At 54.9% G+C, this 17,280-nt stretch carries 12 protein-coding genes; 3 read left to right on the top strand and 9 right to left on the bottom strand.

The genetic code is table 11. The annotated features are described in order from the left end of the window. Positions 1–34 precede the first annotated feature (34 nt). From FFI90_RS13995 to FFI90_RS13980, 4 genes are all read right to left on the bottom strand, one after another. Positions 35–2,134: a 3-hydroxyacyl-CoA dehydrogenase NAD-binding domain-containing protein gene (locus FFI90_RS13995; RefSeq protein WP_144778676.1), complete on the bottom strand. Its 2,100-nt coding sequence runs from the start codon at positions 2,132–2,134 to the stop codon at positions 35–37. A gap of 94 nt (positions 2,135–2,228) precedes the next feature. Then, positions 2,229–3,452 (bottom strand): CaiB/BaiF CoA transferase family protein, encoded by a 1,224-nt coding sequence (locus FFI90_RS13990; protein ID WP_144778675.1) that lies wholly within the window; start codon positions 3,450–3,452, stop codon positions 2,229–2,231. A 14-nt stretch (positions 3,453–3,466) separates the two neighbouring features. Then, complete coding sequence (locus FFI90_RS13985; protein WP_144778674.1) at positions 3,467–4,627, bottom strand: acyl-CoA dehydrogenase family protein; 1,161 nt, start codon at positions 4,625–4,627, stop codon at positions 3,467–3,469. A gap of 96 nt (positions 4,628–4,723) precedes the next feature. Beyond that, complete coding sequence (locus FFI90_RS13980) at positions 4,724–5,998, bottom strand: hypothetical protein (protein WP_144778673.1); 1,275 nt, start codon at positions 5,996–5,998, stop codon at positions 4,724–4,726. Between the two features lie 300 nt (positions 5,999–6,298). On the opposite strand from FFI90_RS13980, the gene FFI90_RS13975 reads away from it, so the two are divergent. The 3 genes from FFI90_RS13975 (at position 6,299) to FFI90_RS13965 (ending at position 10,484) form a co-directional block, all read left to right on the top strand. Continuing rightward, positions 6,299–7,300 (top strand): LysR family transcriptional regulator, encoded by a 1,002-nt coding sequence (locus tag FFI90_RS13975; protein ID WP_144778672.1) that lies wholly within the window; start codon positions 6,299–6,301, stop codon positions 7,298–7,300. 195 nt (positions 7,301–7,495) lie between these two features. Further along, positions 7,496–8,635: a DcaP family trimeric outer membrane transporter gene (locus FFI90_RS13970; protein WP_186317990.1), complete on the top strand. Its 1,140-nt coding sequence runs from the start codon at positions 7,496–7,498 to the stop codon at positions 8,633–8,635. A 265-nt stretch (positions 8,636–8,900) separates the two neighbouring features. Then, the gene (locus FFI90_RS13965) at positions 8,901–10,484 is read left to right on the top strand and encodes a metallophosphoesterase family protein (protein ID WP_281288130.1); all 1,584 of its coding nucleotides are present in this window, start codon (positions 8,901–8,903) and stop codon (positions 10,482–10,484) included. Here the strand turns inward: FFI90_RS13965 and FFI90_RS13960 are convergent. The 5 genes from FFI90_RS13960 to FFI90_RS13940 form a co-directional block, all read right to left on the bottom strand. Next, complete coding sequence (locus FFI90_RS13960) at positions 10,481–11,461, bottom strand: NAD(P)H-dependent flavin oxidoreductase (RefSeq protein ID WP_144778670.1); 981 nt, start codon at positions 11,459–11,461, stop codon at positions 10,481–10,483. The genes FFI90_RS13965 and FFI90_RS13960 overlap by 4 nt on opposite strands. Before the next feature lies 1 nt (position 11,462). Next, positions 11,463–12,572, bottom strand: coding sequence for a zinc-binding dehydrogenase (locus FFI90_RS13955; protein WP_144778669.1), 1,110 nt, complete (start codon positions 12,570–12,572; stop codon positions 11,463–11,465). A gap of 157 nt (positions 12,573–12,729) precedes the next feature. Further along, positions 12,730–13,914 carry an acetyl-CoA C-acyltransferase gene (locus tag FFI90_RS13950; protein ID WP_144778668.1) on the bottom strand — a complete coding sequence of 395 codons (1,185 nt, stop codon included), beginning with the start codon at positions 13,912–13,914 and terminating at the stop codon, positions 12,730–12,732. A gap of 217 nt (positions 13,915–14,131) precedes the next feature. Further along, the gene (locus FFI90_RS13945) at positions 14,132–16,225 is read right to left on the bottom strand and encodes a 3-hydroxyacyl-CoA dehydrogenase NAD-binding domain-containing protein (protein ID WP_144778667.1); all 2,094 of its coding nucleotides are present in this window, start codon (positions 16,223–16,225) and stop codon (positions 14,132–14,134) included. 151 nt (positions 16,226–16,376) lie between these two features. Further along, the gene (locus tag FFI90_RS13940; protein WP_144778666.1) at positions 16,377–17,204 is read right to left on the bottom strand and encodes an IclR family transcriptional regulator; all 828 of its coding nucleotides are present in this window, start codon (positions 17,202–17,204) and stop codon (positions 16,377–16,379) included. Positions 17,205–17,280: the final 76 nt, after the last annotated feature.

The raw sequence follows: 17,280 nt of genomic DNA, 5'->3' as shown, positions 1-17,280 counted from the left end.
TCCGTATCCAGCCCCTGATATCGAGGTACACAACTCAGCTTTTGCTGGCCATCCAGTCGTCCAGAGTCTGGTTAGTCTCGACCAGTGCGGTCAGCAACGGCGCCGGTGCCCAGTGAGCCTCACCGGTGCTCTTGTGCAGACTCTCTATACATTCATACACCGCTTTCAGGCCGCGACGACTGGCATAGAACATAGGGCCGCCCCGGTACGAGGGGAAACCATAACCGTGCACATAAACTACGTCGATATCACTCGGACGCTGGGCAATGCCTTCTTCGAGAATGCGGAAGCCTTCATTGATCAACCCCATCAGATGGCGATCAAGAATCTCCGCATCGCTGAACACTCGGCGTTCCACCTCGTGTTGCCTCGCCTTCGCCTCAATGACGGCCAAAACCTCTGGATCCGCTGAGCGGGCGCGGGTCTCAGGGTCGTAACGGTAGTATCCGGCGCCTGTTTTTTGCCCCAGCCGTCCCATTTCAACCAGCGTGTCCGCGATACAGTAGCTGCGCGGGTCGCCCTTCTGTTCATCCGTCAGCGCCTGCCGCGCCTTGTACCCGATATCCAGACCAGCCAGATCACCTACGGCCAGCGGGCCCATGGCCATGCCAAACCCGGTCAGCACGCCATCGATTTGCTCGGGCTCTGCACCCTCAATCATACAAAGCTGAGCTTCACGCGCATATTGCCGCAACATTCGGTTGCCAATGAAGCCATAACAAACCCCTGCCAGCACGGGCACCTTGCCAATGCGCTTACCCAGAGCCATGGCTGTCGCAATAACGTCTTCCGCAGTCTTGTCGGCACGGACGACCTCAAGCAGGCGCATGACGTTCGCCGGGCTGAAGAAGTGTAACCCCACAACGTCCTGAGGGCGCGAGGTCGCAGCCGCAATCTCGTTGACGTCCAGATACGAGGTATTCGACGCCAGAATCGCGCCTTCTTTGCAGACTTCATCAAGACGACCAAACACCTGCCTCTTCACGTCCATGCTTTCAAAAACGGCTTCGATCACCAGATCAACATCGGTCAGTGCTTCGTAATCTGTGGTACCGCTAATCAATGCCTGACGTGCAGATGCCTGCTCTTGCGAAAGCTTGCCTTTGCTGACGGTGGTCGCGTAATTCTTGCCTATTAGCGCCAGACCTGCATCCAGCCCCTTCTGATTGAGCTCCAAAAGGGTCACTGAAATACCTGCGTTGGCAAAGGACATGGCAATTCCGCCGCCCATGGTGCCAGCACCGATAACCGCCACGCGTTCAATCGAACGCGACGCAACGGATTTATCCAGTCCCGGTACCTTCGGCGCCTGACGTTCAGCAAAGAAAATGTGCCGTAACGCCGCCGATTGTTCCGACTGGGAACACTCGACAAAACGGGAGCGTTCGTATGTCAGCCCCTCATCAAATGGCTTCTCCATGGCGGCTTCAATACAATCTACGATGCGTTGCGGCGCTTCCTGCCCGCGCTTGCGCTTACGAAGCACCTTGCGATAGGCCTCAAACGCGTCACTATCGAAGCTCTCCGCAGGAATGGAGGCATCACTGATACGCCGTGGCTTGGCACCCGTTGCTACCAGCTCACGAGCGTACGCCAGTGCCGCTTCCTCAAGCGGGCCAGCCATCACGCGATCAATCAGCCCCAGCGCAAGTGCTTTCTCCGCGGCAACTTTCTGTCCGCTGGTGATCATATCCAGCGCCGCCTGAACGCCAATTAGCCTAGGCACCCGCTGGGTTCCCCCTGCGCCAGGTAAAAGCCCAAGGGTGACCTCGGGTAGCCCGACTGCAGCCGAGTCAAGCGCACAACGGTAATGGCAGCTCAATGCCAGTTCGAAGCCTCCACCCAAGGCAGTGCCATGAATGGCCGCAATCACTGGCTTGGCCGAGGCTTCAATCGCCGCATTAACCTGGGGCAAGGAAGGCTCTTCGATCGGTTTGCCGAATTCACTGATGTCAGCACCGGCAATAAACGTGCGACCTTCGCACAGGATAACGACGGCTTTGGAGTCGTCTGCCTGGGCTGTGGTTATGGCTTCAAGGACGCCTTTGCGGACGCCATGAGAAAGGGCATTTACCGGTGGGTTATTAATCGTGATAACAGCGACTTCGTCTACTCGGCGATAAGAAACCAACATAGTGAGGCTCTCCTGTGAGACTGAATAGCAAAAGCCGTGCTTAGCGCAACGGCTTCTGGCGATGGAGATAACTGAAAAGAATTTTGCGGATAAACTAGAGAACACCTCTGGCCCGCAACGACGCTATATCTTCAGGCGACTTATCAAGCACGCGCTGAAGAATCGTATCTGTATCTTCGCCTAGGAGCGGTGGCGCTTTTCGATAGACTTGCGGGGTTTTGGAAAACTTGATCGGGTTGGCGATACCCGGCACTTTCCCCAGCTGAGGGTGCTCCAGCTCTATTTTCATGTTGCGGGCCAGCACCTGAGGGTCTTCAAACACTTCCGCAAGGTTCTGAATAGGGCCACAGGGAACATGTACGCCGACCAGGCAATCCATCCATTCCCGGCTGGTTCTGGTACGCGTGCATTCGCACAGTTTTCCCACCAGCTCTTCCCGGTGGAGGACTCGCTGCGGGTTGGTCGCAAAGCGCGGATCTTCCGCCAGCTCAGGCTGCCCCAGCGCCTTGCACAGTCGCTGGAACTGACCGTCGTTTCCGACGGCAATGATCACCTTTCCGTCTTTGGTGGGGAACGGCTGATAGGGCGCAAGATTGGGGTGATACTCCCCCGTCCGTCCGGGCACCTTGCCGCTGCAGAAATAGTTCTGGGCCTGATTCGCCATCCAGCTGACCTGAACATCCAGCAACGCCATGTCGAGATGCTGCCCCTCACCAGTGTTCGTGCGGTGATGAACAGCCGACAAGATGGCAATCACAGCATTCATACCGGTGGTCAGGTCGGCTACCGCCATACCCACGCGCATCGGGCCCGCGCCCGGCTGGCCGTCAGCGACACCGGTAATGCTCATCAGACCGGACTGTGCCTGTATCAGATAATCGTAGCCCGCATCCGCCGCCATCGGGCCTGTATGACCAAACCCGGTGACCGAACAGTAGATCAGTCCGGGATTGATCTTGGACAGGTCCGCATAACCCAAACCTTTTTTGTCGAGCCCTCCGGTTTTGAAGTTCTCGACCAGCACGTCGCACTCTGCGGCCAATTCCCGGATCAGTGCCTGCCCTTCCTCGCTGCCAATATCCACTGTCACCGAATGCTTCCCGCGGTTGGCGGAAAGGTAATAGGCTGACTGTGTAGTGGTATTACCTTGAGCGTCTTTGAACCAGGGAGGCCCCCAGTGCCGGGTGTCATCCCCCAACCCCGGACGCTCAATCTTGATCACCTCTGCCCCCAGGTCTGCCAGGATCTGGGTACACCAGGGACCCGCCATTACGCGGGATAGATCAAGCACACGAATACCTGACAATGGGCCTGCCATAGCTGTCTCCTCAATCAAAGCGCGTTTTCGGCGTTACGGATAATCTGTTTGGCGATAACCAGCTGCTGAATCTGAGAGGTGCCTTCGTACAAACGGAACAGCCGTACATCCCGGTAAAAACGCTCGACGCAGTATTCACTGATATAACCGGCTCCACCGTGAACCTGCACGGCGCGATCAGCAACCCGGCCGACCATTTCCGTGCAGTACAGCTTGCAGCTGGCCGCATTCAGCAACACAGACTCACCGGCGTCGTAGGAACATGCGGTTGCCTCAACCATGCACTTACCTGCGTAGTACTCCGTCTGACTATCCGCAAGCATCGCCTGTACCAGCTGGAACTTGCTGATCTCAGTACCAAACTGCTTGCGCTGCGTGGCGTAAGTAACACTTTCATCAATCAGCCGTTTGGCGGTACCCACGCTCAGTGCGCTGATGTGCAAACGCCCCCTGTCCAGCACCTTCATAGCAGTTTTAAAACCCTGACCTTCTTTACCGCCGATTAACGCATCCGCCGGAACACGAACGTTTTCAAAAATAACATCGCAGGTGTGCGCCCCTTTCTGCCCCATCTTTTTATCGGGCTTGCCCAAAGAAATACCCGGCAAGGTGGCGTCCACCAGGAACGCAGACACGCCCCGACCACCCTCTTCGCGAGTGCCCGTTCTGGCCATCACGGTGAACACACCGGCACGAGGAGCGTTGGTGATAAAACGCTTACTGCCATTAATAATGTAGTCATCGCCATCGCGACGGGCACTGGTCATAACCGAGCCTGCATCGGAGCCGGCATCAGCTTCGGTGAGCGCAAACGAACCAATCAACTCGCCGGTGGCCAGTTTGGGCAGGTACTTGGCTTTCTGCTCCGGGGTGCCATCAATCACAATGCCCTGGGAGCCAATACCCACGTTGGTGCCGAACATGGAGCGGAATACCGGCGAGGTGTATCCCATTTCCTGGATGATGGCGACTTCTTCCGACATGGTTAGACCCAGCCCGCCGAACTCTTCTGGAATGGACAAGCCGAACAAGCCCATCTCCTTCATTTCATCAATCACTTCTTCAGGAATACGATCTTCTTCCGCAACCTGCATTTCCAGAGGCACGAGGCGATCTCGCACATAGCGGCGCACGCTATCGATAAATTGGTTCAGAGTTTCTTGATCAAGCGCCATTATGGCCTCCACACTTCTTGCGAGTTGATAAAAGCTGTCCATCAAAGCGACAGCTAGATAGTTAAAATGAATACCTGAAAAGAGCTACTGCAACGATCAGGACGAAACCAGCACTACGGTTGCGCACAGTGAGCTGCTAAGCCCGAGAAAAAGGCATGAATAAGACAGGTTCCAGCCGTAGGAAGCCGTCCGCGAGTCATAGCCGGTAAATCGCTCAAGCAGTATGGCGTTTGCCGAGTAGGGGGTGCCGGCAATGGTGACTCCCCACCCCGTGACCATGGCAATACCGAGCCCGAGAATAGAGGACTCCGGCCAGATAGGGCCTAATACGCCCCCGAAAACCGTTGCGGTTAAAATCGGGTTAATCCCAACCGCCCCACCCGCGTAAAACAACCACGGAATGCAGATGACTGCGACTGCGTACGCCCAGCCCGGCAACACAAAATCACTGCCTAGTGAACTCAGCGCGGTTACCGTCAGTGCGCCACCCAGAAAAGATGCTCCACCCATAATCGCCAGCTCGTTGGAGACATTCGCCATGGATGGCAGATTTACAGTCCCGGCAACCAGGCGACGAATCACAAGATACAAAATGATCACGGTCAGACAGCTCAGGGTCACCGCTTGCGAATACTTCAGACCCGCCCAGGTATTGAGGGCATAGGCTTCCAGCGAGATAAACAGAGCAAGCCCGACAAATCGCATCCACGGCCAGAACGCGCGTAAATCATCTTCACCGCTTACATCAGATACACTTAACGACGGCGAAGCGCCAAGCTCTTTCTCCCGGAACCATACCCCCACCATCAGATAGCTCAGCGCGAACGGCATGCTCCATACCAACAGCGTCCAGCTAGCCAGTCCCGGCAACAACGTCACGGTCAACGCCACCGCTATCGATAATGGGGACCCCATAGGCGAAGCACCAAATCCACGAATCACAGCCCGCGATGCGTTTCGGGTGGCCGCATCATCGCCGCCATCCTGTACTTGCTTACCGATCATGGTGGCGACCAACCCCACCGATCCGAAGTTCAGCGGGATCGCCAATACCCCGGTACCGAGGCTCAAACCCAAATAACGGGCCACCGAACGCCCACCGAACAAGCTTCGGGAAATTGCAGCCAGGTCCTTCGACGTACTGAGCACCGCTGAAAGTAACATTACCGCCAGGATCAGCCCGGTGATTCCGGCCATACGATGAACCGCGCTGGCGAGGACACCGGGGTTCAACAACAGAGCCATTACAGTGACCACCAGAATCAGCGATGCAATCACCCGAGCGACCGGGCGCAGCTGCCCCCACCCCATAAAAATCACGGTGCAAGCCAGCAACGCTACTGCCGCAGAGCTACCAGGAAAAAACGCCATTGCGCCAAAACACAGGGCAAGATACGCAAGACCTGAACGCAAACGTGACCAAGTCGCTTCCCTTACCACGGCAGCGAAAATTCGCCGTTTTCATTTTGCGCGATCAAATCGGTCCTAATCATAACGGCCGCCCCATTGCTGGCTTCTACAATTGATCGCGCAAGATACCACCGCAAAAAAAATACCACTATTATATACTTTGTATATGTTCTATTTAATTATTGGATACCTACGCACTGCTGTGATCAGGCGGTAACAGCAACCAGCAACGCCAAAGGCCGCTTGAGGCGAGAACGTCCTATGTCATTCCAATTAAAGATCGACCTGCGCCAACTCAACACCTTTCTCACCATTGCAGAGGTAGGTAGTTTCAGCCGCGCCTCGGAAAAATTGTTCGTCGCGCAGCCAGCACTCAGCCGGCAAATCCGATTGATGGAGGAAGCCCTTAACGCCGAAGTGTTTGTGCGGCATGGCCGCGGTGTGGTCCTGACCGTCGCTGGCGAATTGCTTTACGAGAGGGCAATGACCATTTTTCAGGATTTGGAGCGCACCCAGGCTTCCGTGGCCGCCATTTCCGGTGAAGTCACCGGCCAAATTATTCTGGGGATGCTACCCACCGCAGCAGACACGTTTTCCGGCAGTATCATCGGCGAGTTCCGCCGAAAATTCCCCCGCGTCAGGCTCTCCGTCAAGTCCGCCATGAGCGGTACCTTGCAGCAAATGGTGTCACAACACAGGGTGGATCTTGCCGTTACCTACAACCACGGGAAGCACAAGCATGTGCAACACACGCCATTAATCGAAGAGCGCTTTTTCCTGATCGCTCCCCCCAAGGATGGTCTCGCCACGCGCCAAAGCATCTCCCTGGAAGAAGTGCTTGAGCTGCCCCTGGTTATGCCAGAAGAAAAGCACGGCTTGCGGGAACTCATGGAAAAAGAAGCCGTGAAACACCAGAAGAAACTCCAGCTGGCCATTGAAGTCAACGCTTGGCCATTGCTCGCGGACCTTGTAAAGCGTGGGCTGGGCTACACCGTGCTGTCATACGCCTCGGTTTATGAAATGGTGATGCGCAAAGAAGTCGTAGCCATTCCGATTGATACGCCCGCGCTTCATCGATCTCTGGCCATTGCGACACCGCGCGACCTGCCCCCCTCTCTCGCCACCCTGAAGCTCGCCGAAATCATCATGGATCAGGTGACGCTTCAGGTTGCGGATGGCGTCTCGCAGGGGCGGCCGCTGTTTGGAAAAAATGCTTTGGACAGCATTAGCGCCCCGGCTGATTACGGCCTTGCCGAGTCCTGACATCACATTTGCTGCTAACCCAATCAGTCAGCTATAACATTTCGACATAACCGCAATTCAATTTAGGTAATTGTGCTTATGATTTCACGCTGTTAGTTTCTGCCGCCCGCGAGATCCGGGTGGTGGATAATCATGTCATAACGTGCCACCGCTCTGCGGCAACAGAAAAAAACAACGTTGACAAAGGCACCAACGATGACCAAGAACAAACTGTCCTCCTCAGTACAACTATTCTCTGGCGTTCTTATTCTGGGCTTGGCGAACGCCGCAAGCGCAATCCAGATCGAAACTGACGACGCCAAGATTGATATCTACGGCTACGCCCGGTTAAACGCTTCTTACGATATCAACGAAGACATCAGCAGAAGCAGTGGCACCCGCTCCGGCGACTTTAGCCAAGTCAACACGGGCGCCGCGGAAAACAGCGAAGCTTCCGGATATTTCGGAGCCGACGCGGTGCAGTCGCGCCTGGGTATTCGCACCAGAATGGCAAATGGTGTCATGGTTAACGTGGAAGGCGATTTCAGAGGGGGCGCCAACGGTGGTCAACTCCGCCTGCGTCACGCTTATGGCCAATACGGCAACTGGCTAATGGGCCGTACCTGGTCTAACTACAACAGCTTCGTTGGCAACACTTCCGTACTCGAAATGGACGGCGTTGCAGGCAATGCAGGCCTTTATAACCGGACCGCCCAGGTGCGCTATATCCGCGGAAATTTTGCGTTCGCCGTAGAAGATCCGAAGCCCAACATCCTTGGTCAGGCCACAAAAAGCGGTTTGCCGACGCTAACCGCCCGTTATGAAAACAAAGCCGGAGCGCTGAAGTTCTCCTCTGCTGCCCTCCTTCAGGAAGTCGGGTATGACACCGGCACCAACGATGACTCGGTTTTCGGCTACGCAGTCTTCGGCGCAGCCAAGTTCCAGGTGACCGACACCTTAAGCATCCAGGGTAATGTCAACTACACGGATGGGGCTAACAGCTACCTTTGGCGTTCCGGTACGAACTACTATGGTGAAGATGCGTACCTGGACGGAAACAACGTGGAAACCATCACAGGTTACAGCGCCAATCTGGGCACAACAATCAAGGTTGGACCAGGATCGCTCAGCGCCGTCTACGGCATGACGACTATGGATTGGGACGATGCAACGGACGACGGCTTAAGCGTTGGCAGCAAGCACGAGCGCAACACAAACGCCTTCTTAACCTATAAATGGTCCCCCGTTAAGAGCGTTATGCTGGGAGTAGAATATGGCCGTTACGAAGTGAAGAAAGTAAGCGGTGACGAGGGTGATGGCAATCGTCTGATGTTCGCAGCGCAGTACAACTTCTAAAAAACATCGTACGTCTTTTCGATACGACAAAAACCCCGCCAGCACATTCAGTGCTGTCGGGTTTTTTTCTTTTACCCGGAGACCGACAGGTCACAAATACGAAACATTCGCTCACTAAACTCTTGGTCACATTAACCTCTCCATTGACCCCAGGAAGTGACCCGAATGAACCCACTGTTTCCCAAAATCGCCCTGGCTGTGAGCATTCTCTCTCGCCGGTTGCTTTGAAGGTTCAGAGTCATCCTCGTCGAAAGGCGAAGCAAGCATTCCATCAACTGTAAGCAGTTTCCATGTCCTTCCTTACGTTCAGAACCCCACAGCAACGGCCATGACAGTAAGCTGGCTCAGCGATTCTGCTGAGCCGGGCACCGTATCTGTAGACGGGATAGGTTCGTTTACGTCCGAATCCCAACTTGCGGAAGCACTGACCTACGGCACGTCGGAAATCGACTACATACATGGCGATTCAAACTTCGGTGAAACACATCCGGATGCTGCCGATGGAGAGGCCCCTGCGGCCAGCTACAAGCACTCCGTCAGAATCACGCGGCTTGCGCCAAGCACTTCCTACAGCTACTCCGTTGACCAACCGGGAGCAGACGCCTTTGCTTCGACGTTCCGCACGGCACCTATTCAGGGGAGCCGCGAGACGGTCAGATTCATCACCATGTCAGACATGGAAACAGAGCCTGAATCAACACAAAAAACCGTCAGATGGACCGCCAGCGCACTTGCGATCGGAGGCGATAAACTCGGAACCGATCCTGATACCTACACTCGTCAGTACCCGGTTGACCAAACAACCGGATATAAAGCAAATCTGGTCTACGCAACTGAGCGAAATCCGGATTTCTGGGTAATTGCGGGCGACCTCGTTGAGAAGGGCGGTCGTCAGTTAGATTGGGACGAATTCTGGAGGCATAGCGCTGGTGAATGGGGCACCCTGGCCTCTACCACACCAATATTCCCGGCGCTGGGTAATCACGAGAACTACTGGCATCCCGATGCACCAGGATACAACGCAGAAGCCTCCATGCTGTCCTACGACAAGTGGAATACCTATTGGGATCTTCCGACAAACTATGCCACCGATGAGCGCTATGAAAAACGCTTCTATCGCGTTGATTATGGCCCCGTCACCCTCATCACCCTTGATTCCTCAAATGGTAACGATGCGGACCCGAGCCAGGACACTAACCTGTATATTGATGGCACCGAATCACGGGTGCCTGACTTTAACCCCGGAAGCGAGCAGTGGAATTGGGCGATACGGGAACTCGCGAATGCCCAGGCTCTGGGCCAGATCATTCTCGTGCAGTTCCATCACACCGCATTTGGCACCGGTGTTCATAGCCTACCCTCAGGTTCTGCCGGTATCGCCAACGGAGAAGATAACCAATCCGGTATGCCGATGCGGGTGTATCAGGACCTTTTCGAACGTTATGGTGTAACGGCCGTACTCTCCGGTCACGATGAATTGGTGGAGTATGTGAGCATCAATGGCGTGAGCTACTGGGATGTCGGCTTTGCCGGCGATGGCCTCCGAGGCCCGGGCTACCCACCCACAACAGACTATGTACCATTTGACCTCTTGCCAGCGGAAGCTCAGGAAACCCACTGGAGTGCCCATGGTGATGCTCCGGAAATCTGGAACGGCGATCAACTCATTGACGGTGGTAAGCACTACGGATTTCTTGAAGTTGATGTCCGCCCTTCCGGAGACTACAACTATGAAGTCATCATGACGCCGCGCTATGTGTTCCCGATAACCGATGAAGCCGGCAGTCCGACGGGTATCTTCGAACACCGGCAATACAACAATGTGGTTCGGGTTATCGTAGAGCGCTAGTCTTCCAGAAAGCCCGTCAGGCGTTGACGGACAATGGTTTCAGCTTCGGCCATGATATTCCGGATCAGCTCATCGCACGTCGGGATATCATGTATCAGCCCCGCCACCATGCCGCAGCTCCAGGCGGCTTCGTCCATTTTTCCTTCCTGAAGCACGAGGCGGCCTTTGGCACCCGTGACCAGGTGACGAATGTCATCGATGGTTTCGGCCTCGCCCTTCTCTTTTTCAATACGGATGATTTCCTTTACGGCAGCGTTGTTCAGAACCCTTTCCGTGTTGCGCAGGTTGCGCATGATCAGCCGTGTCTGCAGTTCATCAGCCTCTACAATGGCCTGCTTGACGTTGTCGTGAATGGGGGCATCCTTAGTGGCGAGAAAGCGGGTTCCCATGTTCATACCCTCTGCACCCAGAGCCATGGCGGCCACCAGGCTGCGGCCATTGGCCATGCCGCCTGAGGCAACAAACGGAATCTTCAACTCTTCAGCCGCCCGAGGGAGCAGGATGAAGTTTGGTATGTCGTCTTCACCCGGGTGGCCACCACACTCGAAGCCATCAACGCTGACTGCATCACAGCCAATCCTTTCCGCTTTCAGGGCATGTCGCACGGAGGTGCATTTGTGAATCACCTTGATGCCAGCCGCCTTGAGCTGAGGCATATACTTTTCAGGGCTGCGGCCCGCCGTTTCAACGGCTTTTACTCCACCTTCAACAATCGCGTCGATATACTCAGGATAAGGCGGTGCATTGAACGAAGGCAGGAAGGTGAGGTTCACGCCAAAGGGTTTGTCGGTCATCTTGTGGCAACGGGCAATCTCCCGCGCAAGGTCCTCAGGCGTGGGCTGGGTAAGCCCAGTGATGATACCCAAACCGCCTGCATTGGAGACGGCGGACGCCAGCTCAGCATAGCCAACATGGTGCATGCCGCCCTGAATGATCGGGTGGCGGATGCCAAACATCTCGGTAATTCTCGTTTTCATATCAGGGCTCCATCACAATTACGCCACGGGCATTCTTGCCCGCCACCATGTCATCAAAAGCCTGGGCAGCTTCTTCAATGGGATAGGTGCGTGTAACCAACTCATCCAGCTTCAGCTTTCCGGCTTTGTACAGCCCGATGATGCGTGGAAAATCATATTGCGGGCGGGCCGAACCCAGCCAGCTTCCTTTCAGAGTGCGCTCGTCAGCCGGCAGGGTCAGCGTGGTGATTGAGGTTTTGTCTTTCGGGTCGGAAACGCCCACAACAATGGCGGTGCCACCACGGCCAAGGCTTTTATAGGCTTGTTCTACAACAGCGCCTGCGCCAACACACTCAAAGGCGTAGTCCACGCCGCCGGTCAGCTTTTTGACGGCCTTGGCTGCATCCTCTACTTCGTTGATGTTGATCGTGTGGGTAGCACCAAACTCTTTCGCCATTTCCAGCTTCCCGGGATTGCTGTCTACGGCAACGATCATCTCGGCGCCCGCCGTCGCGCAGCCCTGGATTGCGTTGAGACCAACGCCACCAATCCCGAAGACCGCGGCACGGGAGCCTGGCTCCAGTTGTGCGGTGTTGAAGACGGCACCGACGCCAGTCATTACCGCACAACCAACGAGAGCTGCATTCTGCATGGGCACGGATTTGTCGACTTTTACGCAGTTATCCACATGCATGGTGGCGTATTCCGCCATCACACCGCAGGCTCCGAATACGTTAAGAGGTTCGCCGTTGGCGTCTTTGGTTCTCACTGTGCCATCGGGCAGCGTAAACATGGCTTTGCGCGCGTTCTCGCACAGCACGGGGCGGCCACGCACGCACTGGCGGCACTTGCCACACATGGAGATAAAGGAGCTGACCACGTGATCGCCTTCCTTGAATTCGGTTACGCCCTCGCCGACTTCTATGACCACACCGGCGGCTTCGTGGCCAAGCACCAAAGGTGGCGGGTAGGGTATTTTGCCAGTCGTAGCGGATAGATCGCTGTGGCAAACGCCGCAGGCGGCGATTTTGAGGGTTATTTCACCCCGTCTCGGGCCTTCAACAGTAATGGTTTCCACCTGAACTGGCTGGCCCCATTCACGACAAACAACAGCTTTGGCTTTTCTGTCCATGGTAAGTGCTTCCTGTTAGTAATCTGGAGGGCTAACACCTTTGAAGGTGCTGGACGCGGGGTGGGGTGCCTTTTCTGTCGGGAAAAAATGTCTGAGCGCAGCGAGTTGTTTTTCCCAGAAGAAAAGGCACCCCACCCCGGGGCCGGCTCAACGCCAGTTATACAACTTCGAACAGACCAGCCGCGCCTTGGCCTCCGCCAATGCACATGGTGACGACAACGTACTTGGCGCCGCGGCGTTTACCTTCAATCAAAGCATGACCTGCCAGGCGGGAGCCGGTTACGCCGTAAGGGTGGCCAATGGAAATGGAGCCGCCGTTAACGTTCAGCTTTTCCATGGGAATACCCAGACGATCACGGCAGTAAACCACTTGCGACGCAAAGGCTTCGTTCAGTTCCCACAGATCAATGTCATCCATGGTCAGACCATTGCGCTCCAACAGGCGCGGAATGGCAAACACCGGGCCAATGCCCATCTCATCGGGCTCACAGCCAGCTACAGCAAAACCACGGAAAATGCCCATGGGCTCAATGTTGTGCTTCTCGGCATAGGTGCTGTTCATCACCGTGCAAACAGACGCACCGTCAGACAACTGACTGGCATTACCCGCCGTCACAAAATTGCCCTCACCGCGCACTGCGTTCAGGCTCTGCAAACCCTCAAGCGTCGTGTTCGGACGATTGCACTCATCACGTGTGAGAGTGACGTCTTTCTTGCTGACTTCACCCGTTTCCTTGTCCTTCACCAGCATGGTCGCGTCAAAAGGCACAATCTCATCATCAAACTTGCCCGCTTCCTGAGCAGCTGCAGTGCGCTGCTGAGAGATCAAAGCGTACTCGTCCTGAGACTCACGGCTCACGTTGTAACGCTGGGCGACGATATCGGCCGTTTCAATCATCGACATGTACAGCTCAGGCTTGTTCTTCATCAACCACTCATTGGTCGCATGAAAACTGTTGAGCTTATCGTTCTGCACCAGAGAAATAGACTCTACGCCACCGGCCACCATCGCCGGCACCTTCTCGGAAACCACCCGCTGCGCCGCGATAGCGATCGACTGCAAACCCGAACTGCAAAAACGGTTGATCGACAGCCCGGCGGTGGTCACCGGCAAACCCGCACGAATAGCCGCCAAACGCGCCATGTTCTTGCCCTGAGCGCCCTCGTGGAACGTTGCCCCAAGAATCACGTCTTCAACAATCGCCGGATCAATACCCGCACGAGCAACCGCGTGTTTAATAACATGCCCGGCGAGATCCACACTGTGCGTGGCGTTCAAAGCGCCGCGGTATGACTTCCCAAGACCGGTACGTGCAGTAGAAACAATAAGCGCATCTGACATAAAAATTGCCTCAAAATAAAAATGAAGTACTACCCCGCCGAAGGGTACGAAAACGATACAAATGCCCTAACCAAGCCGGCTTGGTGCGGGTGGTCTTTTCTGCCGGAAAAAAATGTCTGAGCGAAGCGAGTTGTTTTTTCCAGAAGAAAAGACCACCCGCGCCGAGCCAGCCCCCGAAGCTTGATCAATCAGAGGCCAGCACAAACCTCAAACGGCCTCACAGGTCGCCAAACTTCCGACCATCAGCAACCAATTGCTTCAGCAGCGAAGCAGGCTTCCACTGCTCTCCGCCAACCTCAGAGTGATACTTCTCCACCGCAGCCAGAATCACATCCAGACCAATCTGATCCGCCCAGAACATAGGACCACCACGGTAAGCCGGGAAACCATAACCATAAATCCAGACCACATCGATACCCAGAGCCCGATCAGCAATACCCTCCTCCAGAATCTTGGCCGCCTCATTCACCATCACATACATGCAACGCTCAAGAATCTCCTGATCCGTAATCTCACGAGAAGCAATGCCCTGCTCCTTCCGGAAATCCTCAATAATTCGCTCCACCTCAGGATCCGGAATCGGCTTACGGCTACCCTCTTCGTACTTGTAAACGCCCGCCATGGTCTTCTGCCCCAGGCGATTCTGCTCGGCAAGTTTATCCATCCAGCTGGGCGCAACATCTTCACCAGAGTTACGCAACTCTTCACGGATGCGGTAGCCCACATCAATTCCCGCCAGATCCGACATGGCAAACTGACCCATGGGGTAACCCAGATCCGTCAGCACCTTGTCGACCTGCTGTGGTGTGGCGCCTTCATTGACCAGAGCCATCGCTTCAGTACCGCGCTTGTGCAACATACGGTTGCCGACAAAACCGTGGCAGTTGCCTACCAGCACACCCACTTTCTTGATCTTCTTGGCAACGGCCATCACAGTCGCCTTCACCTCATCAGAGGTTTTGCTACCGCGAACGTTCTCCAGCAATCTCATCACATTGGCGGGGCTGAAGAAGTGCATGCCCACAACATCTTCCGGGCGCTTCGTCGCAGAGGCAATTTCATCAATGTCGAGCGTAGACGTGTTGGAGGCAAGAATGGCTCCGGGCTTACAAACACCGTCCAGTTTCGCGAAGATCTCTTTTTTTACCGCCATGTTTTCAAACACAGCTTCAATCACCAGATCCACGTCTTTGAAGTCATCATAGTTCAGGCTGCCGGTGATCAGAGCCATCCGGTCGTCCACCTGCTTCTGGGTTATACGACCTTTCTTTGCTGAGTTTTCGTAGTTCTTGCGGATAATGCTCAGCCCTTTATCCAGAGCTTCCTGCTTCATTTCCACAATCGTGACGGGGATACCGACGTTGGCGAAGTTCATGGCGATACCACCGCCCATGGTGCCCGCACCAATAATGCCAACGCTGGCCACATCACGTACCGGTGTGTCCTTCGCCAGTCCTTTCACTTTGGAAACCTGGCGCTCTGCGAAGAAGGAGTGAATCAACCCGGCGCGTTGCGGTGAGTCCATGCACTCCATGAACAGTTCACGCTCACGCTTCATACCTTCCGCGAACGGCAGGTTAAACGCAGCTTCAACGGCATCCACACACTTGAATGGAGAAAACTGACCGCGAGCCTTCTTTTGAAGAGCAGCACGGAACTGCTCAAACACGTCGCTGCCCTTGTCCGCTGCAATTTTGTCTGTCAGGTCACGAACCCGGCGAACAGGCTTACCCTCATCGGCAACCTTCTGTGCATAGGCCATGCCGGCAGCTTTCACGTCATTCCCTTCATCAACGGCATCCACAATGCCGAAGGCCAGCGCATCTTTGGCTGCGACGAACTCGCCTGTGGTAATCATTTCCAAAGCTTTCTGCGCGCCGGCCAGACGAGGCAAACGCTGAGTGCCACCGGCACCGGGCAACAGCCCCAACTTTACTTCCGGCAAGCCCACTTTGGCGCTACTCAACGCAACCCGATAGTGACAACCCAGAGCCGTTTCCAGTCCACCGCCCAAGGCAGTACCGTGGATTGCAGCAACAAGGGGCTTGTCACTGTTCTCAAACTGTTCAACTACCGCCGGCAGCCCGGGCTCCTGCATCGGCTTGCCAAATTCACGGATATCCGCACCCGCAATAAAGGTACGCCCTTCACATACCAGTAAAAGCACCTTGGCTTCGGAATCCTTTTGCCCTTGCTCCAGCGCGGCAACCAGGCCTGAACGCACTGCATGGCTGAGGGCATTGACCGGCGGGTAATCCACTGTAATCACGCCAATATTGCCTTCAAGACTGTAAGTTACGACTTCAGACATAATCTCTTCCTCGCTTAATATGGAATTTAGTTTTAACAAGCGAAACATCTGTACGATTTAATACAAGTTCTCTCCGGGTTTCAACCACCATTTAAAACCGTGCATAAAAAAACCGCAGGAGGGAACCCTGCGGTTTTTTTATGCGGGCGGATTAAACGCCCAGCGATTCAATGTCACTTGCCAACATCGCCAACTGGTGTGCAATCGAGTCGCGAAGCTTTTCAGCCGGAACCAGGTAAGACGGTGCGGCACAGGTCAATGCCATGGTCGTTCCATCCTGCAAATGAACGGGGACCCCCGCAGAGTTAATGTTACGATCCCACTCACCAAGCGAAAGACAGAAACCATACTTCTTGTAATCCTCCATGGCACGATCCAGCCCTTCCTTCTTTTCAGGCCATGATTCGGGGCCATATTTCTGCGCCATCGAGTCCTCAATAATCTTACGCCCCTTCTCTGCAATTGCGCAGTAGTAGGCCCTGCCTGCAGACGTAGTCGCCATCGGCAGTTTGATTCCGATATCCATACGCAACAGCGAAGCTTCCGGAGGCAGGCGGTTTTCTACATAAATCATATGAAGCCGATCACGGCAGGTCAGTCCGACAGACATATTGGTCTGACGCGCAAACTCATCCATATAAGGCTTGGCTAACTGACGAACCTTCAGATTGGACACATAGGCATAGCCCAGTGCCAGCACACCGGAGCTGAGCTGATACTTTTCCAGCTGTGCGTTATAGCTGAGATATCCCAACTTGGTCAGTGTATATGTCATACGGGATACAGTTGGCTTGGGCAAATTGGTAAGCCGGGCAATATCCTGATTGCCAAGAATCACCGAACCTTGACTGAACGCACGCAACACATTCAGACCGCGGGACAGCGCCTCGACGAATTTCCGATCCTTCTCTGGCTTCACCGATTCGACATCGCCGGATACTGCCATCAGTTCCGGTGAAGAGGTTTTTGCTTTAGGCATAGTGTGGCGTCCTCCAACGACGTCGCCTGTCCCCGTTTTTCGGGATATAAATTGCATGTATATAAAGTGTGCAGCA

This window comes from Marinobacter maritimus (assembly GCF_007671675.1).
Taxonomy (GTDB): domain Bacteria; phylum Pseudomonadota; class Gammaproteobacteria; order Pseudomonadales; family Oleiphilaceae; genus Marinobacter; species Marinobacter maritimus.
Note: the sequence above shows the minus strand (reverse complement) of the source record. Positions and strands in the feature narration are given on the sequence as shown.